The sequence below is a fragment of the Micromonospora sp. NPDC048843 genome (assembly GCF_040649965.1).
GTDB classification, from domain to species: Bacteria; Actinomycetota; Actinomycetes; order Mycobacteriales; family Micromonosporaceae; genus Micromonospora; species Micromonospora hortensis.
On record NZ_JBEZGJ010000144.1, the window covers coordinates 1 to 18,403 of the forward strand.

Sequence of the window (18,403 nt, forward strand, 5' to 3'; positions counted from 1 at the left end):
GTGCTTGCACGGGGGTGAGCGGCGGCTCGCTGTGACGCGGTGGTCGGACTGCCCTTGTGGGTGGATCGACCACCGCGTACGTCATATGGCGACGCGTTGCTCCTGGACCGTCGGCTCGTCCTGCGCGAACTGGGTGCGGTACAACTCGTGGTAGCGGCCACCGGCCGCGAGCAGATCACTGTGACGCCCGCGTTCGACGATGCGTCCCGCCTCCACGACGAGGATCTGGTCGGCCGCCCGGATGGTGGAGAGCCGGTGCGCGATGACCACGCTCGTCCGGCCGGTCAGCGCCTCGGCGAGGGCGTCCTGAACCGCCGCCTCCGAGGTGGAGTCGAGATGCGCTGTGGCTTCGTCGAGGATGACCACGCGCGGACGAGCCAGCAGCAGGCGTGCGATGGTGAGCCGTTGCCGTTCCCCGCCGGAGAGGCGGTATCCGCGCTCGCCAACGACGGTGTCCAGCCCGTCGGGAAGTGACCGGATCAGGTCGTCGAGTCGGGCCCGCCGGAGCACATCCCACATCTCGTCCTCGGTCGCGTCCGGCTGGGCGAACGCCAGGTTGGCGCGGATGCTTTCGTGGAAGAGGTGCCCGTCCTGGGTCACCACGCCCAACGCCGTCCGGATCGACTCGGCCGACAGCTCACGTACGTCGACGTCGGCCAGCTTCACCGCGCCGTCCTCGACGTCGTAGAGGCGAGGCACGAGCTGCGCGATAGTCGACTTGCCCGCCCCGGAGGAGCCGACGAGCGCCACCATCTGCCCCGCTTCGGCGCGGAACGACACCCCGTGCAGCACTTCCTCACCGCCGCGCGTATCGAGCTTCGCCACGTCCTCCAGGGACGCGAGCGACACCTTGTCCGCTGAGGGGTAGCCGAACCGGACCCCGTCGAACTCGACCGCGACCGGTCCCTCCGGAAGTGGCCGGGCGTCGGACCTGTCGAGGATCAGCGGCCTGAGGTCGAGGACCTCGAACACCCGCTCGAAGCTGACCAGCGCGCTCATCACCTCGACCCGAGCACTGGCCAGTGAGGTCAGCGGTGCGTACAGCCGCGACAGGAGCAGCGCGAGGGCGACCACCGTCCCGGCGTCGAGGCTGCCCCGTAGGGCGAAGAGACCACCCAGCCCGTAGACCAGGGCCAGTGCCAGCGAGCCGACGACGGTGAGCGCGGTGATGAAGACCCACTGGAGCATCGCGGCACGGACGCCGATGTCCCGGACCCGACGGGCCCGCGCCGCGAACTCGGCGGACTCCTCGGCCGGCCGCCCGTACAGCTTGACCAGCGTGGCACCGGGTGCGGAGAAACGTTCCGTCATCCGGGTGCTCATTGCCGCGTTGTGCTCGGCCGCTTCACGCTGCAACTGAGCGAGCCTCGAACCCATCCGACGGGCCGGGAGAACGAAAATGGGCAACAGGACGAGCGCCAGCAGCGTGATCTGCCACGAGAAGGTCAGCATCACGGCCAACGTCAGCATCAGCGTGACGGCGTTGCCGACCACGCTCGACAGGGTGTCGCTGAAGGCCCGCTGCGCGCCGATCACGTCGTTGTTCAGGCGGCTGACGAGTGCACCCGTTCGGGTCCGCGTGAAGAACGCCACCGGCATGCGCTGAACGTGGTCGAAGACAGCCGTGCGCAGTTGGACGATCAACCCCTCACCGATGCTGGCGGAGAGAAATCGCGTCACCAGACCCAGCCCGGCCTCGGCGAGGGCGATCACGGCGATCAGTACGGCCAACCGGATCACCACGCTGCTGTCGGCGCCGTCGACGATCGCGTCGACCACCCGACCGGCGAGCACGGGCGCCGCCACCGTGAGGACCGCCGTCACCACACTTAACAACAGGAACCTGACGATCAAGGCGCGGTGTGGCCGTGCGAACTGCGCGATCCGCTTCAAGGTTGCGCGGGACAGCGGCCGCTCATCCTGCGCGTTCATCGCGTGGTGCAGGGACATCCACGCGGTAACTTCCATGCTCATGCGTAACCTCCGATATTGGAGGCTAGGACCTCACCCGAGCTTGAGGTCAAGTCGCCACGCGAGTCTGTGGCTGCGGGTCGTTCACGTTGGCCGTAGTCAGGGACCGCAGCGGTGCCGTCGACATCCGGTACCGCGCTCGACGACAACGACCTCGCGGCCGTGAAGCACTGGCTCGTGGAGGTTGTTCCACGAGCCGCCGTGGGTCGCTGCGGGCCGCTGCGGGTCGTCGTGGGCCGCCGCAGGCGGCGTAGGCGGTCTGTATGCGTTGCGGATTGTGGTTGGCCGTCGCAGGCGGTCGGAGTTGTTGCGAGTCGTCGGGCGCCTGTTGGCCGGCGGCGGCGTCATCTGGCTTGCAGGCCCGACGCGGCTTTGCGGCCGGGCGCGGGCGGTCGTAAGCCGTTGCGATTCGTCGGGCGCCTGCTGGCCCGTGCGGGGGCGTCATCTGGCTCGTAGGCCGACGCGGCTTTGCGGCCCAGCTCAGGCGGGTGTGAGCTGCTGCGGATCAGTGGCGAGCCGTTGCGAGCAGCTCTCTTCTCGACCCAGCCGGCATGCGCCCGAGGCGCGCCGCTCAACGCTTCGGCCTTCACGGCGGGGGGCCTGGCCAACCAGCCTCCTAGGATGCCTTAGGCGGTGTGGGGTGGCCGACGGTGTGGGCCCGACACGGGTGATCGTCCTCGACTGGCTGCACTTACGTTCGTCGGTGGTAGTGGTTGCGGCGGGGGAGTTGTTCGGGGTCGAGCCAGGCGGGTGGCACGAATTCGGGGTGGCCGTCGTGGCCGAGTTGGATGATCCAGTCGCTGTGGTGCAGGTGGCGGTGGTGGTGGCCGCAGAGCAGGACGGCGTTGTCGAGGTTGGTGGTGCCTCCGTCGGCCCAGTGGTGAATGTGGTGGGCGTGGCACCAGCGGGGTGGTCGGTCGCAGCCGGGGAACGCACAGCCGCGGTCGCGCAGCACGAGGGCGCGTCGCAGCGGCCCGGTGATGAGTCGGCGTTGTCGCCCGACGTCGAGGACTTGGCCGGTGCCGCCGAGGACGGTGGGCAGGATGGTGGCGTCGCAGGCGAGCCGGCGCACCGTGTCCGGGGTGAGCTGTAGGCCGATGTCGAGTGCGCCGCCACCGAGTTGCCGGGTCAGCGCGTCGTAGGTGGTGGTGACGACGATCTGGGCGGAGTCGCCTCCGCTGTCGGGTAGCTCGTCGCTTCGGAGGGCGAGTCGGCACACGTCGGCGAGGGCGTCGTGGCGGCGTTGACCGGGCGAGCGGGTGTCATCTGGTCCGGACGGGGCTGTCAGTGGGTCGATGGCGGCGCGGAGCAGGCCGGCGGTTTCGGTGTCGAGGGTGCCGGTGAGTCGCAGTCTGCCGTCGGTCTGCTCGGACAACGTGAGGTGCCGGTCGCGGGCGGCGCGGCGTGCTTCGGCGTCGAGGGCGGCTTGGGTGGCGGCGTCGGCGATGTCGGGGGCGACGTGGTCGAGGATGCGGGTGCCGAGTTTGCGCAGGTGGGTGGGGTCGAACTGGCTGGCCCAGCCGACGAGCACACCGACGGCTTTGTCGGCGGCCTGCGTGCCGGCGGTGGCCTGGACGGTGGTGGCGGTGTCGGTGATGACCCGGGCCTGGTCGACGCTGATGTGCCCGTCGGCTAGCGCTTGTCGGATCCCGGGGTTGCCGGTGTCGAGGGCGGTGGCGAGGTCGATCAGGCGGCGGGCGGCGGGGATGGTGAGTCGCAGTCGTTCGCGCAGCCAGACCGCAGTGGAGGAGGCCCCATGCGCGCGGGGCGTGCCGCGGCCGTCGAGCTCGCGGACGAGGGTGAGTTTGACGGCGGCGAGGCGTTGCTCCAAGCGGTGCGCGGCATCGAGTGCGGCGATCAGCTCGGGCTCCGGCAGGGCCCAGGCGGCAGCGTCGAGGCAGGCCGCGACCGCGTCGTCTGCCAGCGCCAACTCCTCGACCATGACCCGACACTAGAACAGGTGTACGACACTTTCAGTCACCATGATCGATTTGATCGGCTGGTTCCCGAAGGGCTCGTCGATGCCGAACTCAGCCAGATGGTGGCCGTGGTGGGCGTGCTGCTCGGCGGTGCCGGGAGCTGGTATCGACAGCGCCTGGCATCAGCGAGGGCTGCGTGTCGGCGGCTGCCGGTCCCTGGCGTGACCGAAGACTGCGTGTCGGCGGCGCTGGCGGTGCGCGACATCAGGGAGGGCTGCGTGTCGGCGAGGCTGCCGGTCGCCCGGTATGAGCGAGGGCCGGGCGCGTCGCTGGGGATACGGCGAGGGCCGGGCGCGTCGCTAGGGATTAGCCGGACGGGCGTTGAAGGGCCTTGGCCCAAGTCATGACGTCATCGATGGAGTCGCGCGTGAGGCCGATCGTCGGGTCGGCGGTGATCAACAGGGTTGGGCTGCTGCGTGCTGCCGCCCAGCTGTTGGCTTGCGGCGTGTGGAGGTCGTCGATCCAAGCCGCGGGCCGTTGCTGGGCGTAGGCGGCGATGGCCGGAATCTTGTCGCTGGGGTGGAACGGCGCGGGTGGCATGGTGATCACGGGCAGAGGAGCGATGCGCAGGAGTGGGGCGAGGAGTTGGTTGGCCTCGTCGTTCCAGCTCGTGGCCCAGGCGATGTCCAGGACGGCGCTCGCCTCGGTGATCCAGGCGCCGTGGAGGAGGTTGACACGGACGGGCTCTTCGCCGGGGAACAGGTGGTGCTCGGTGTAACCGGCAGGTGGTTGAGGGGTCCCGTAGGGGGTGAGGACACCATCGACGTCGAGCAGGAGCAGGGGCCGGTTCACTCGGAGGATCCTGCCGTAAATGGTCCACCGATGGTGACCGCGAGATGCGTCAGCGGCCAAGGCCCGCCCGCCAGGACCGGCCGGGCAGACGCCAGGCGGCCGGGCAGGCAGCAGGCGGCCGGTCAGGAAACGGGCAGGCGCCAGGCGGCTGGGCACGTGCGGGCAGCCACCAAGCGGCCAGGCAGGGACAGGAGTAGGCGCCAGGCGGCGGGGCGTAGGGATGGGGGCCGGGTGGCGGGACCGCCGGCGATCGCCGACGACCCCGCCACCACTCCAGCCGCTCAGCCGATCCGGAACTGGTCGCCGTACACGGCGAACACCAGCGGCGTGTTCAGGTTGAAGTTGCCGTTGTTGAGGAACACCCGCTGGGCGGTGTCGACGCGGGAGGTGTCCGAGTGGGCCACTTCTTTCTTCATCTCGACGACCCGCTCGTCGAGGAACGCGTTGAGCCAGGTCCGCTCGTCGCCGCCCTGGGCTGGCGGCTTGGCCCGGTTCAGGGCGCGGTTGCGGATCTGGCGCATGCCCTCGTACCCGTGCATGACCGCCGCGTCGTAGTAGGCGAACTGACCGAGCGCCCGGACCTGGTCGTTCTTCCCGTCGCGTACCGATGGGTTGAAGTAGACCCGGTCGCGTTCGGCCTCCTGGGCGGCCTGGAACACCGAGTCGGTGGCCGCGGTCCGCCAGTCGCGGGGGAAGTTGGGGTCGAGGCCGGCGTGCGACGGAGTGCCGTTGACGGTGCGCAGCGCCGGCAGGTAGCCGGCGAGTACGTTGCCCGGCTTGGTGCGGGTGTACGCCTCGACCAGTTCGAGCATGTCTCCGGTGCCGGAGCAGAAGCCGATGATGCCGGCGGTGTAGCCGCGCCCGTCGCCGATGTCCTCGATGTAGGAGAACTGTGCGCGCCAGTCGAGTGAGGAGTTCTCCGCGGCCGAGACGAGCTGCATGGCGACGTTCTTCTTCGCCGGGTCGTCGAGGTTGGTGCCGGTCGGGGTGGTGGGCGTGGGGGTGGGGGTGCTGCCGCCGCCCGGCAGGGTCCACCGCTGGTTCGTGGTGCCGCCGCAGGTCCAGATCTGCAGCCGGGCGCCGTTCGCGGTGCTCCGGTCGGTGACGTCGAGGCACTTGCCGGAGCCGGAGTTGACGAGCGCGCCGTTGCTGGCGGTCCACTTCTGCGCGGCGGTGTTGTTGCAGTCGTACAACTGCACCTTGGCGCCGTTGGCTGTCGACGCGGCGGTCACGTCGAGGCACTTGCCGAGTGCCCGGATCGAGGTGTCGGTGTTGCCGACGGTCCACGTCTGGGCCGCGCTGCCGTTGCAGTCGTAGAGCTGGACGGCCGTGCCGTTGGCCGAGCTGGCGCCGGCCACGTCGATGCACTTACCGCCGAGGCCGGTGATCGGGCCGGCGGTCGCGGCGCTCGCCGACGGCAGGCCGTAGCCGACGGCGGCGACGCCGACCAGCAGGGTGCCCACGACGTAGGCGGCTGTTTTCTTGTGAACCATGGGTGTTCCTCGGGGAAGGGGCGGCGTGCCGCCGGCCGGTCGGTTCGCGGTGCCCTACGGCGCCGAACCGCCGCGCCGGGCCAAGCATCAGGAAACTGTATTAACAGATACCAGTACGTCGATTCCTCGTCAATCGACGACCGCGAGGCGTGACGGCGTCTGTTCATCCCGTCGTTGGCGGGACGTACCCGCCGGTGGCTATCGTCGGGCCGTAACTGATCAAGGGGCCGGTCCGTCGGAACCAGCACCGTCCGACGGACAGAGAATGGTCATGGAGTCGAGTCTGCGCGCTCGGGTGCGAGCCGGTGACCCCGGCGCGTTCGCCGAGCTGTTCGACACGTACGCGCGCTCGGTGTACAACCACGCGTTCCGGCTGACCGCCGACTGGGCCACGGCGGAGGACGTCATGGCCGCCACGTACCTGCAGGCCTGGCGTTCCCGGGAGCGGGTCAGCGAGGAGGGCGGGTCGCTGCGGCCCTGGCTGCTCGGCGTCGCCACCAACGAGGCCCGTAACCACACCCGCAGCAACCGTCGCTACCGTAGGGTCGCCGCCGCGCTGCTCGCCTCCGACTTCACACTGCCCGACCACGCCGACGAGGTCGCCGGCCGACTCGACGACAGCCGACGCATCGCCGCCGCCATCGACGCGCTGGCCCGGCTGCGTCGACCCGAGCGCGAGGTGCTGACCCTGTGCCTGTGGGAGGGCCTGGACTACGAGTCCGCGGCGCAGGCGCTGGGCGTTCCGGTCGGCACTGTGCGCTCCCGGCTGTCGCGGGCGCGCGCCCGACTCCGTACCCTCGTCGACGCCCCGCCGCGCGCCGCACGGCCGCCGGTCGTGGACGCCTCGCTCGTGCGGGAGGGCAGCCAGTGAGCGCGTCGGACCCGGCCGAGTGGGCGAAGATCGTGCCCCACCCCGGTGACCACGACCTGCCGGCGGGCCGGCACGAGCTGCACCGCGCCCGCCTGCTGGCGGCGATCGCGCAGGAGCCGCGTACCCGAAGGAGGGCCTTCGTGTCGTTGCGGCCCGCGCTCGCGGCGGCCGCGTTGGTCCTGGTTGTCGCGGGGATCGGCGGAGGGCTGGCGGCCCGGTCCGGCGACGCGCCCCCGGCCGCGCCCCCGTCACCCGAGGCGACCCGTCCGGCCGCTCGGCCGGCACCGCCGGGCACGGCCGCGAAGAACCGTGGGTACGGCACGGTGCGCCAACTCACCGACACGGCCGACCTGGTGGTCCGCGGCGAGGTGGCATCGGTGACGGGCGGGCGGGCGGTCTACCGGGTGGCGGAGGTGCTGTACCGCGCCCCGGGTACTTCGGTGCCCACCGAGATCATGGTGGCCGCGGAGTTGGCCGGGGCGGCCGGCCGACCGACAGTCCTCTACCTGGGCCTCGTTGACCCGGGCGCGCGCGTCTACCATCCGCTCGGCGGCGAGTTCGGGATCTTCGACCTCGCCGCGGAGACGGCCACCAGCCGGTCACCGACGATGTCGGTGACCGGTCTGCGGACCGAGGACGCCACCGCGGCGGGTCGTGCGTTCGTCACCACGTTGGCCGAGCTTCGTCAGCTCGCGCGCGAGCGGCGCTGACCCGCGGAAAGCTGAGCGCGAGAAAAAGAAGCCCGAAAAAGAAGGGAACTCGGTGCCCGGGACGCACAGATAGAAGGCGTAAGCAGTGCCGCGTTCCGGGCGAGACGGCCCGGGACGGCACCGAGACGCAAGGAGCGTTCCATGGCAGTCGACCTTCGCCGTACCCGGCCGCTGTGGGCCACGGCCGCCGCCGTGCTGTCCGCCGCGGTCCTGTCCGCCTGCGGCAGCGGCGGTGGCGCCGACCCGGCCGCCGCGCCCGCCCCGAGCAGCGCCGCCCCGAGCAGCGCCGCCACACCGACCGAGGTCGCGCCCCCGCCGATCAAGGGCAAGTTGCGCGGGTACGCCACGGTGCGGCAGCTCAGCGACACCGCGGACCTGGTCGTACGCGGTGAGGTCGAGGCGGCCGGATTCCGGGTCGACGAGGTGCTGCGCGCGACGACCGGATCGACAGTGCGGGCCGGGGCGCGCATCACGCTCGCCCCGCTGCCCGACGGCGTGCCGGACATGGCGCACATGTCGAAGCTCGAGGCCGGCCAGGTCGTGGTGCTCTACCTCGCCCAGGACCCGGCGGCCCCGACGTTCCGGACGCTCAGCGGCGACTTCGGCGTGTTCGATGTGACCGGGTCCGACGCGGAGGCCGTCGCCACGACCCGCTCGCAGACCATGGCCGTCAGCGGCCTGAACGCCGAGGACCCGGCCGCGTCCGGCCACGGTTTCCGCACCACCCTCGGCCAGCTTCGGGCCGTCGCCGCTCAGGCCAGGTAGGACGAGTGGGCACGCGGACGGCACCCGCCGAGTGCCGTCCGCGTGGTCACTGTTCCCGGTAGGTGGCCAGGTCGAAGTCGGCGTGCACGCCGTCGCCGCCCAGGTCCTGCACCCACAGGCCGAGAAACGCCCCGGTGAAGCCCCACGCCGCCGGCTCGCCGTCGATGATCAGCGCGGCGTGCTCGTCGGACAGGATGGTCGCGTCCAGCTCGACCGGTAGCCGCTGCCAACCGGCGCCGAGGTCGTAGTCGAAGCGCACCGCAGGCCCGTCGAAAACGGCCCGCAGGCCGACCCGCGTGACGCCGTCGACATCGACTGTCAGCTCCGGGTACGCGGTGCGCCGCCCGTTGTCGGAGCTGAGCAGCTCCAGCACCGTCCGGCTGTCGTCGGCCCGGGTCAGGTAGAGGTGGTGCCAGTTGAGCGTGTTGTAGTAGGCGGTGATCCCGGCGAGCTGGCGGTGGTCGGCCGGTTCGAACTCCACAACGGTCTCCAGCGAGCACTTCCGTGCGCCGACGCGTCGCCCGACCAGGCTGGGTGCCTGTCGACCGACCGGCGACTGCCCGCCGTGGACCCGCAGGTACGACGGGCGGGTGTGCAGGTCGACCCAGTCTGGGGTGGCTGGTCGACGCAGCGTCGACCAGCACCGGCCCAGCTCGGGGGCGTCGAAGTGGTCCGTCTCGGGCTCCGCCGGCCAGGGGTGCGCGGGCAGGTCGGGTGCGATGACGTCGTCCGCGGGCACCCCTCCGGCGATTCGCGGCCAGCCGCCCGACGGCCACTCGACCCGCTGGATCGCTGTCTCCCGACCCAGCACGCAGTTGCCCAGCGGGGAGTATGGGCGGCCAACCAGGTGGGCCAGGTACCACTCGCCGTTCTGCGTGTGGACCAGGCTGCCGTGACCCGCCTTCTGCAACCGCAGGTCGGGCCGTCCGAAGGAGGTGAGCAGTGGCCCGTCCGGGTCCACCTCGTACGGTCCGAACAGCTCCCGGGACCGCGCCACTGTGACCTGGTGCTCCCAGCTGGTGCCGCCCTCGGCGGTGATCAGCCAGTACCAGCCATCGTGGCGGTACAGGTGCGGACCCTCGGTGACACCGACCGGGGAACCGGTGAACAGGATGCGGGGGCTGCCGACCAGACGGCATGCGGCCCGGTCGTACTGTTGGATCTCGATGCCACCGAAGCGGTCGCGGCCGGGCCGCCAGTCCGCGCTCATGCCCAGCAGCCAGGTCGTGCCGTCGTCGTCGTGGAACAACGCCGCGTCGAACCCGCGCCCGTGCAGCTTCACCGGATCGGACCAGGGGCCGGTGATGTCCTCGGCGGTGACCAGGAAGTTCTGCGGATCCCAGTAGCCGCTGGCGAAGCTGGCCACGTCGCTGTAGACGAGGTGGAACTGACCGTCGTGGTACGTCAGGTCGGGCGCCCACACCCCGTTGGAGTCACCGCATCCGCGCAGATCGAGCAGGCGCCTCTCGGTGATGACCCCACCCAGGCTGCGCCAGTTCACCAGATCACGCGAGTGGTGCACGAGGACGCCCGGATACCACTCGAAGGTCGAGGTGGCCAGGTAGTAGTCGTCGCCGACGCGCAGGATCGACGGGTCCGGGTGGAACCCGGCGAGGACGGGATTGCGGATCGACCGGGTAGCGGTCGCCACGTTAGCGATGTCGGTCGACACGAGCACTCCTCTGGACGGGCTGTCTGGAACTTCCGGAAAATCATCGTCCCGGATCACTGGAAGCCCTGCTTACGCTAGCCGGTCTTTTCGCAATAGGACAGAGGTCTTGACCGCTGGGACAACAGCTCGTAGCGTGCCGGCCATCGATCATCATTACCGGCGAAGCATTGAAAGTTTCGGAGATCCATAGCTCCGCAGGGGGGACCGTGGGCACGGAGAACGGCCGAAACGTCACCATCGCCATGATCGCGCGGTTGGCCGGAGTCTCCGTGCCGACCGTCTCCCGGGTCATCAACGGCCGCTCCGACGTCGCCCCCGACACCCGGGAGCGTGTCGAGGCGCTGCTCAACCGGCATGGCTACCGCCGCCGCTCACCGTCCCGGCGTACCGACGCCGCCCTCATCGACCTGGTCTTCAACGACCTGGACAGCCCATGGGCCGTGGAGATCATCCGTGGGGTGGAGGACGTCGGCCAGACCAGCGGCGTCGGCACCGTCGTGTCGGCCATCCACTGGCGCATCTCCTCGGCCAAGCAGTGGCTCGACAACATGCGTACGCGCTCCACCGAGGGAATCATCTTCGTGACCTCGATGGTGAACCCACCGTTGCAGGCCGAGTTGCGCCGGCTCCACCTGCCTGTCGTCATCATCGACCCGGCCGGGGTCGACCCGCAGGAGTCACCCACCATCGGCGCCACCAACTGGGCGGGCAGCCTCAGCGCCAACCAGTACCTGATCAGCCTCGGCCACCGCCGCATCGGCTTCATCGCCGGCCCGCCGCACCTGATGTGCAGCAGGGCCCGGATGGACGGCTACCGGGCCGCCCTCGGCGCGGCCGGGATCCCCGTCGACGACGCACTGATCCGCCCCGGCAACTTCTACCACGAGGCCGGCTTCACCGCGGGTACGCAACTGCTGGCCCTGCCCGACCCGCCCACCGCCATCTGCGCCTCCAGCGATCAGATGGCGCTCGGCGTCTACGAGGCGGTGCGTAAACGGGGTCTGCGGGTGCCCGACGACGTCAGCGTGGTCGGCTTCGACGATCTGCCGGAGGTGCGCTGGTGCTCGCCACCGCTGACCACCGTCCGGCAACCCCTGGCCGAGATGGGCATGCTGGCCGCGCGGACCGTGCTGCGCCTCGCCAGCGGCGAGAGGACCGAGAGCCCCCGGGTCGAACTCGCCACCGAGCTCATCGTCCGCGACAGCGCCTCACGACCGCGGTCCTGACCTCCCTCAGCCGACGCGCAGAGCGTCGTCGACGCCCGTCTCCCGGCGGCCGAGATGCGCCGGGTCCCGGCCGGAGAGCAGTTCCAGCGCTGCCTTCACGCACGCGCCGTTCTCCCGGGACGAACTGAACCACCACGTCTGGGCGTACCGCTTCGCGCTGTCGTCGCCCACGCCGTTGGCGTCGATGCCGAGGCGCCGACACAGCGCCACGGCACGCGGAAGGTGGAAGGTCTGGGTCACCACAGTGGCTTGCCGCACCCCGAAGATCCGCTCAGCGCGCGCACACGAGTCGTACGTGTCGAAGCCCGCGTAGTCCGGCACCACCTTGTGCGCTGGCACACCCCGCTCCACCAACCAGTTCCGCATCGCGGCGGGCTCGTTGTAGTCGGCGTTCATGTTGTCGCCCGACACGAGGATCGCCCGCACCTTGCCGGCGTCGAACAGCCGCCGCGCGATCTCCAACCGGGCGGTGAGGACGGGTGAGGGAGTGCCGTCGGCGTCCACCTTGGTGCCCAGGACCAGGGCGACCGGGGCGTCCGGCACCTCGGCCTCACCGTAGAGGTGGCCCTCCGCTGTGTCGCGGATCCACGTCACGCTGGCCACCGTGCCGCCGGTCAGGACCACGATCCCCACCGCGAGCGCGAGGACCGTACGGCGGACCAACCGCCGGTGCTCCCCGTACCACCGTCTGGCCGCGCCGAATCGTCCCCGCATGCCGCAAGGCTATTCCGCCCGCGCTCACGACTGTCGTCGGCGTACCCGCGAACCGCCCCGACCAGCAAACGAAGATCGTTGTCTATGGACAATCGCTCACTGTTAACGCTAACGTGACGGACAGTCGTCGATCCTCGACCGACTTCGGGTCGCTGTGACGGAGCTGTCGCCATTGGCCCGAGGGGTGCTGGACGACGATCGTGGCGTGGGGCGGGTGGCACGTGGCCGGCGCGAGACGGCCCGAGACCACCAACGGGCGACCCGCGCGCCACGCGGCCGAGGCATGAACGGCCACCGGGATTCCAGGGCACCGCAGCAGCCGGAAAGTCGTGCGCCGACAACCGGTTTCGCTCACCTGCCCAGCGGACGCCGATGGGCAGGAGTCCGCACCTGGGCCGCCCTGATGGCGACCGTCGGCCCCAACCCTGGCCGCCGGGTCGCGTCCCGCTGTTCGGAGTCCGGGCCCGAGCAGCGGGACGCCACCCGCACGAGCGACCGGCGGGGTACGCCAAGTCGTCGGTCAGCGCGTCAGCTTCGGGACCACCGCTGGCTGTTCGAGCCGTTGCAGCTCGAAAGAACCGCGGGGGTGCCGTTGGCGGTTGCGGCGGCGTTGGGCGTCAGGCACAGGCCGGACTGCATGCCGGTCACAGTGCCATCGGTGTTGACGTTCCACTGCTGGTTGGTGCCGCCGTTGCAGTCCCAGATGATCACCCGGGTGCCCGGCGAGGTCCCGCCGCCCTCGGCGTCCAGGCACTTCGTGCCGTACACCTGGAGTTGTTTCGCGGCGGTCGACGTCCACTGCTGGTTGGTGCCGCCGTTGCAGTCCCACAACGTCAGCTGCGTGCCGTTGGTCTGCGACCGCGACGGAACGTCGAGGCAGCGGTTGGCGCCGGTGTTGCGCAGCGGCGCCGACGTGCCGCCGGGTGGTGGGGTGGTGGCGCTCGTGGCGTCGAAGCCGAGGAACCGGATGGCCTGCGCGGCGTCGAACGGGATGGAGTGGCCGTACCCCTGGAAGCTGATCGCTTCGACGGGCGCCGTGCCGCCGGTGCCCCCGTACCGGGTACGGGTGGCGCTGGTCTGCGGGGAGTCGGTGAAGCTGGGGGTCTGCGACACGCCCTGCACGTTGGTCCACTGCTTGATCTGCTCGCCGAAGTTGACGTAGCTCAGCGTGGTGTCGGTGGTGCCGTGCCAGATCTGGAAGCGGGGACGCTTGCCGGAGTAACCGGGGTAGGCGTTGCGGACCAGGTCACCCCACTGCTGCCCGGTCCTGACGATGCGTCCGCCGGAGCACTCGCTGTTCCACTCCGCGCCGTTGGTGGTGGCGAAGCACCCGAACGGGACCCCGGAGGAGCTGAACCCGGCGTGGAACAGGTCCGGGTAGAGGCCGACCATGACGTTCGTCATCATGGCTCCGGAGGAGAACCCGCCCACACCGATCCGGTTGGCGTCGACCGGGTAGCGGCTCCGGACGTGGTCGACCATGGACTTGAGGCCGACCGGATCGCTGCCGCCGTCGCGCCGCAGTGCCTGCGGCGACGAGACGTCCCAACACTTGCTGCTCCGGGTCACCGACGGGTAGATCACGATGAAGCCGTAGCGGTCGGCGAGGGTGCTCAGCCCGAAGCCGCTGTGCACCGCCGGACCACTGCCGGTGCAGTAGTGCAGGGCGAGGAGCAGGGCCGGCTGGGCCGCGACCCGGTCCGGCACGTACAGGTGCATCTGGAGGTTCGTCGGGTTGGCGCCGAAGTTGGTCACCTGGGTGAGCGACGCGGCCGACGCCGGGGTGGCGACAGTGACCACGGCCGTCATCGTGGCCAGGGCCGTCGCCAGCGCGGCGGCCAACAGTGCGATCCTTGATCTCATCGGCGGTTCCTCTTGTCGTGAGTCGGGGGACCCGGCGGCAGCCTGGCGCAGGCGGTCGACGACGGCACCCGGGCGGTCCCGAGGCGCACGGCGTCCGCCGCGCGTCACCGGCGGCTGCTGACAAATCCTGATGCGACGTCCACCTGCCCAGGGGCGTCCTGACCATCGAGGTCAGACCAGCGAGGGGGCCTCCCGGTGAGCCACTGACGCTGATCGCCTCGCATCGACTGTGAGCGATAACATCCTGTTCGTCAAGCTGTAACGTATGACGTCTGTCGATCTCATGTCGAGCGTTGACGCCTTCCGCTCGGTGGAGAGTGGGTGCCACAATGAGGGCGGCGCTCAAGCGGTCACCGCTGGGCCCGGGGGAGGGCCTTCCGCAGGAAGCGGACGGTGGGCACGAACCCGGAGGCCGTCTCATGACCCATCTGCCAGACGCTATCGCCATGTCCGGCGTAGTCGATCTGCTCGTCGGTGTGCTGCAACTGGTCGCCGCGGTCGTCACTCTGGTGGCTGCCGTGAGTGTCCGGGGGCGTCGTTCAGGGCGCGGCGAGCGCGGCGAAGACGACGCCTGACGCACCTTGAGATTGTCGAACCGACAGTGCCATTGTGGTATGTCGATGAAGAGCCGCGCGCGGGGCTGACGTCCGTCCACTGGGCAGCCGGGATCCAGATGTGATCTCCGGGGGACGGCGATACGAGCGATGGACCAACCAGAGTCTGCCGTCCACGAGATCGCCCGTCCCCGGGTCGCACCCTGACCGGTCGGGCGGCCCATCTGCGCTAAGGAACCCCACCCATGCGTAAACCGAAGACCCGAGCAGCACTCCTGGCGGGCCTGCTGCTCGCCGCGAGTGCGCTCGCGGGCGTCAACCCACCGACCGCCAGCGCGGCGGCCGACCCGGTCACCGTGACCGTCAACACCCGCGCGGGACTGGCGACAGTGCCGGACACCGCTCTCGGCGTCAACCACGCCATCTGGGACTCGAACCTCGGCACCGCCGAGACGTCGGACCTGCTCAAAGATGCCGGCGTGCAGATGATGCGCTACCCCGGCGGCTCGTACGCCGACATCTACCACTGGAAGGACCACACAGCGCCCGGCGGTTACGTAGCGCCGGGGACCGACTTCGACACCTTCATGGCGGCCGTCCGGCGCGTCGGCGCGCAGCCGATGATCATCGCGAACTACGGCACCGGTACGCCCGCCGAGGCCGCCGACTGGGTGCGGTACGCCAACGTGACGAAGGGCTACGACGCGCGTTACTGGACCGTCGGCAACGAGAACTACGGCAACGGCCACTACGGGTCCGCGTGGGAGGCCGACGACCACCCCGACAAGAGCGCGACACAGTACGCGAGGCTTGTCGTCGAGTACGCCGACGCGATGAAGGCGGTCGACCCCAGCATCAAGGTCGGAGCGGTGCTGACAATGCCCGGCAACTGGCCGGACGGGATCACCGCCGGCAGCGACCCGGGCCCCTGGAACCAGACAGTGCTCTCCATCGCCGGCCCGAAGATCGACTTCGTGGACGTGCACTGGTACCCGGGCGGCACCGCCGCCGAGTCGCTGGCCCGCGTCAACCACCTCCCCGACGCCAACTACCTGCTGCGGCAGCAGCTCTCCCGGTACGCCGGCCCGAACGCCGACCGGATCGGCATCAGCTTCACGGAGCTGAACGTCGACGCCGGCCGGAACACCCAACCGGCAGCGCTGTTCCTTGCCGACGTCTACAGCGGTCTGCTGGAGAACGGCGTCTTCACCGCCCACTGGTGGAACGTGCACAACGGCATGGGCACCGTGACGCAGGTGGCCGGTCAGACCGACTACGGCGACTTCGGGATGCTCTCCAGTGGGGCCTGCACCGAGGACGGCTCGGTCTGCCAACCGTCGCTGAACACACCGTTCGCGCCGTACCACGGGCTGAGCATGATGAAGCTCTTCGCGAAGACCGGCGACCAGTTCGTTCGCGCCGGCACCGACGAGCCCCTGGTCACCGCCCACGCCGTCCGCCGGAGCAACGGGGAACTCGCCGTGCTGTTGCTGAACAAGGACCCGGACAACGACCACCCGGTCACCATCGACTACGCCGGGTTCACCCCGTCGGCCGTCGCGCCGACGGTGTCCACCCTCACCAACGGCGCCACCGGCATCGTCACCAGCCAGTCCGGCTCGGCGACCAGCCGGACCCTGCCGGCGTACTCGTTGACAACGCTGGTGCTGCGCCCGGCCGGCGCGGCAGCCGGCCGGCCGGCCGCACCCGGGCAGCCGACCGCGAGCGGTGTCACCGACCGCGCCGCGACGATCACCTGGCCGGGGTCCACCCCGGGCGCCGACCCGATCGCCAAGTACGAGGTGCACCGGCAGCACGGCGCCGTCAGCGAGCAGGTCGGCGAGACGACGACCACCTCGTTCACCGTCGACAACCTCGTGCCGGGCAGCAGGTACACAGTCAACGTGCTGGCCCGCGACACCGCCGGACGGGTCTCCTGGGCCTCACCGCCGCTCACCTTCGCCACCGGCAGCCCCGCCGCGAGTGCGTGCACCGTCCGCTTCAGCGCCAACAACGACTGGGGCAACGGCTACATCGGTGGCGTCGAGATCATCAACAACGGGTCCAGCCCGATCAACGGCTGGACGCTCACCTGGACCTGGCCCACCGGCTGGCAACAGGTGAGCAGTGGTTGGAGCGCCACCTGGGAGCAGGTCGGCACGGGGGTACGGGTCACGCCCACCACCGACAACCGGCAGATCGCCGCCGGCGGCACCGTGAGCGCCGGCTTCGTCGGCGCGTACGGCGGGCCGAACGTGCTGCCCACGGCGTTCACCCTCAACGGCACCATCTGTAGCACCGGCTGACACCACAGTGGTGGTCCGGCCGACCCGTTCGTCTGGTCGACCGGACCACCACGTGCCACCTCCCGATCCGCGGTCGGGGTGTCACGGCGGGCCGACGCCGTCGAGTCGACGGCGCAGCTCGGCGATCTCCACCGGATTGTCCTCGGTGAGCTGGCGCAATGCCCGCAGCCAGTTGCCCCGGGCCGCCTCGACGTCACCCGCGTCGTGCAGGACGTCGCCCAGCCGGGTCAACGTCTCGGCCACGCCCCACCGGTCATCCGACTGCTCGTAGAGCTCCAGCGCCCTCCGATAGCAGGCGCAGGCCTCAGCGGAGTCACCCCGCTGGTGGTGGACGTAGCCGAGGCTGTCCCAGGTCTTGGCCGCCCCGGTCCGGTTGCCTACCTCCTCGTGCAGAGCGAGGGCCCGCCGGCAGTGGTCGGCGGCCCGGTGATGGTCGCCAAGGCGGGCGTGATCCCAGCCGATGGCGTTGAGGGCCTTCGCCCGTCCGACCAGGTGGCCGACCTCGCCGAAGAGGACGAGGGCCCGCTCGTCGCACTCCAGCGCCTGCCGGTGCTGACCCTGCCCCTCGTGCACCCAGCCCAGGTAGAGCGCGACGTACGCCTCGCCGGCGCGGTCGCCAAGCTGCCCGAACAGCTCGCCGGCGCGCCGAAGGTGGTCCAGCCCGTTGGTCACCTCGCCGAGCTGGTGCAGCGCCAGGCCGAGATCGCGGTGGCCGTGTGCCTCCCCGACGAGGTCACCCGCCCGTCGCGCCGCGGTCACTGCGGTGCGCTGGGCCGAGGCCAGATCCGTCCACCGGGACAGCCTGCTGAGGTAGGTCGCGACGGCCCAGGCCAGCCGCCAGGCGTGACCGTCCAAGCCGGATTCGACTGCCTGGTCAATCGCGGCGAGGAGCACGAGCCGTTCCGCGTCGAGCCACAGCTGTGCCTGCTCGCTGTCGGTGAACGACGCGACGGCTGTCCCGGCGGCCGTCGGCGGCAGATCGATGCGGTCCCGATGCGGCTCGATCGTCAACGCGGCAGCGTGAGCCCCGTTCAGCCAGTGGTCGTACAGCCGGCGCATCGCGGATGCCCGTTCGCTGTCGTCCAGCAGCTCGCCGGCGTACGCCCGCAGCAGGTCGTGGCACGCGTAACGATCCGGACCGGTCAGGTCCACCAGGTGGGCCCCGAGCAGCTCGTCGAGCGGTTCACGTACCTGCTGGGCGGGAAGCCCGACAAGGCTGGCCACCGCCGGCAGGCTGACGTCCGGGCCGGCGTACAGCGCGAACAGGCGGAACAGCGCTGCCGCCGGCGCGCTGAGCGCCCGATAGGACGCGGCGATGACCGACCGCACGTCGGCAACGGCGTCGCGGTCGGCCAGGGCGTCCAACCCATGGTGTTGGTCGGCGAGTTCGTTGGCCAGGTCGCGAAGTGACAGGGCCGGATTCGTGGGGGGGCGGGGGGCGCCCAGGGCGGGGGCGAGCGGCGGGCCGGCGCCCGCCCCCACCCGCG

Annotated in this window: 14 protein-coding genes; 6 read left to right on the plus strand and 8 right to left on the minus strand. The window is 70.6% G+C overall.

Features of this window, described 5'->3' with window-relative positions; translation table 11 throughout:
• Positions 1 to 81: 81 nt before the first annotated feature.
• The 4 genes from AB0C20_RS27170 to AB0C20_RS27185 form a co-directional block, all read right to left on the minus strand.
• Positions 82 to 1,950, minus strand: coding sequence for an ABC transporter ATP-binding protein (locus tag AB0C20_RS27170; protein WP_357569031.1), 1,869 nt, complete (start codon positions 1,948 to 1,950; stop codon positions 82 to 84).
• Positions 1,951 to 2,662: 712 nt separating this feature from the next.
• Positions 2,663 to 3,913, minus strand: a complete 1,251-nt coding sequence (locus tag AB0C20_RS27175; RefSeq protein ID WP_357569023.1) for a DUF222 domain-containing protein — start codon at positions 3,911 to 3,913, stop codon at positions 2,663 to 2,665.
• Between the two features lie 343 nt (positions 3,914 to 4,256).
• Positions 4,257 to 4,742, minus strand: coding sequence for an HAD domain-containing protein (locus AB0C20_RS27180; protein WP_357569024.1), 486 nt, complete (start codon positions 4,740 to 4,742; stop codon positions 4,257 to 4,259).
• Positions 4,743 to 5,023: 281 nt separating this feature from the next.
• Positions 5,024 to 6,235, minus strand: coding sequence for a chitosanase (locus AB0C20_RS27185; protein WP_357569025.1), 1,212 nt, complete (start codon positions 6,233 to 6,235; stop codon positions 5,024 to 5,026).
• Between the two features lie 271 nt (positions 6,236 to 6,506).
• Here AB0C20_RS27185 and AB0C20_RS27190 point away from each other — a divergent pair, with 271 nt between their 5' ends.
• From AB0C20_RS27190 to AB0C20_RS27200, 3 genes are all read left to right on the plus strand, one after another.
• A complete protein-coding gene (locus AB0C20_RS27190; RefSeq protein ID WP_238683905.1) occupies positions 6,507 to 7,106 on the plus strand; it encodes a sigma-70 family RNA polymerase sigma factor in 600 nt (199 codons plus the stop codon).
• On the plus strand, positions 7,103 to 7,816 hold the full coding sequence (locus tag AB0C20_RS27195; protein WP_357569026.1) for a hypothetical protein: 714 nt from the start codon (positions 7,103 to 7,105) through the stop codon (positions 7,814 to 7,816). The genes AB0C20_RS27190 and AB0C20_RS27195 overlap by 4 nt, the downstream gene beginning before the upstream one ends.
• Positions 7,817 to 7,957: 141 nt before the next feature.
• Complete coding sequence (locus tag AB0C20_RS27200) at positions 7,958 to 8,581, plus strand: hypothetical protein (protein WP_238683903.1); 624 nt, start codon at positions 7,958 to 7,960, stop codon at positions 8,579 to 8,581.
• Positions 8,582 to 8,627: 46 nt separating this feature from the next.
• Here AB0C20_RS27200 and AB0C20_RS27205 read toward each other — a convergent pair whose 3' ends face one another.
• Positions 8,628 to 10,253, minus strand: a complete 1,626-nt coding sequence (locus AB0C20_RS27205) for a glycoside hydrolase family 43 protein (protein ID WP_357569027.1) — start codon at positions 10,251 to 10,253, stop codon at positions 8,628 to 8,630.
• A 206-nt stretch (positions 10,254 to 10,459) separates the two neighbouring features.
• Between AB0C20_RS27205 and AB0C20_RS27210 the strand changes: the two genes are divergently transcribed.
• Positions 10,460 to 11,479, plus strand: a complete 1,020-nt coding sequence (locus AB0C20_RS27210; protein WP_357179570.1) for a LacI family DNA-binding transcriptional regulator — start codon at positions 10,460 to 10,462, stop codon at positions 11,477 to 11,479.
• A gap of 6 nt (positions 11,480 to 11,485) precedes the next feature.
• Here AB0C20_RS27210 and AB0C20_RS27215 read toward each other — a convergent pair whose 3' ends face one another.
• Both AB0C20_RS27215 and AB0C20_RS27220 read right to left on the minus strand, forming a co-directional pair.
• Positions 11,486 to 12,193: an ElyC/SanA/YdcF family protein gene (locus tag AB0C20_RS27215; protein WP_357179572.1), complete on the minus strand. Its 708-nt coding sequence runs from the start codon at positions 12,191 to 12,193 to the stop codon at positions 11,486 to 11,488.
• A 528-nt stretch (positions 12,194 to 12,721) separates the two neighbouring features.
• Positions 12,722 to 14,056, minus strand: a complete 1,335-nt coding sequence (locus tag AB0C20_RS27220; protein WP_357569028.1) for a PHB depolymerase family esterase — start codon at positions 14,054 to 14,056, stop codon at positions 12,722 to 12,724.
• A gap of 446 nt (positions 14,057 to 14,502) precedes the next feature.
• Between AB0C20_RS27220 and AB0C20_RS27225 the strand changes: the two genes are divergently transcribed.
• Both AB0C20_RS27225 and AB0C20_RS27230 read left to right on the plus strand, forming a co-directional pair.
• On the plus strand, positions 14,503 to 14,631 hold the full coding sequence (locus AB0C20_RS27225; protein ID WP_357179577.1) for a hypothetical protein: 129 nt from the start codon (positions 14,503 to 14,505) through the stop codon (positions 14,629 to 14,631).
• Between the two features lie 224 nt (positions 14,632 to 14,855).
• On the plus strand, positions 14,856 to 16,916 hold the full coding sequence (locus tag AB0C20_RS27230; RefSeq protein ID WP_357569029.1) for a cellulose binding domain-containing protein: 2,061 nt from the start codon (positions 14,856 to 14,858) through the stop codon (positions 16,914 to 16,916).
• 81 nt (positions 16,917 to 16,997) lie between these two features.
• Here the strand turns inward: AB0C20_RS27230 and AB0C20_RS27235 are convergent.
• The coding region (locus AB0C20_RS27235; RefSeq protein WP_357569030.1) for a tetratricopeptide repeat protein at positions 16,998 to 18,403 on the minus strand (1,406 nt) is incomplete at its 5' end.

Bases quoted from the DNA above. Each gene is read 5' to 3' on its own strand.
- AB0C20_RS27175 (WP_357569023.1), bottom strand. From the start codon at position 3,913: ATGGTCGAGGAGTTGGCGCTGGCAGACGACGCGGTCGCGGCCTGCCTC.
- AB0C20_RS27185 (WP_357569025.1), bottom strand. From the start codon at position 6,235: ATGGTTCACAAGAAAACAGCCGCCTACGTCGTGGGCACCCTGCTGGTC.
- AB0C20_RS27200 (WP_238683903.1), top strand. From the start codon at position 7,958: ATGGCAGTCGACCTTCGCCGTACCCGGCCGCTGTGGGCCACGGCCGCC.
- AB0C20_RS27220 (WP_357569028.1), bottom strand. From the start codon at position 14,056: ATGAGATCAAGGATCGCACTGTTGGCCGCCGCGCTGGCGACGGCCCTG.
- AB0C20_RS27215 (WP_357179572.1), bottom strand. From the start codon at position 12,193: ATGCGGGGACGATTCGGCGCGGCCAGACGGTGGTACGGGGAGCACCGG.
- AB0C20_RS27230 (WP_357569029.1), top strand. From the start codon at position 14,856: ATGCGTAAACCGAAGACCCGAGCAGCACTCCTGGCGGGCCTGCTGCTC.
- AB0C20_RS27190 (WP_238683905.1), top strand. From the start codon at position 6,507: ATGGAGTCGAGTCTGCGCGCTCGGGTGCGAGCCGGTGACCCCGGCGCG.
- AB0C20_RS27170 (WP_357569031.1), bottom strand. From the start codon at position 1,950: ATGTCCCTGCACCACGCGATGAACGCGCAGGATGAGCGGCCGCTGTCC.
- AB0C20_RS27225 (WP_357179577.1), top strand. From the start codon at position 14,503: ATGTCCGGCGTAGTCGATCTGCTCGTCGGTGTGCTGCAACTGGTCGCC.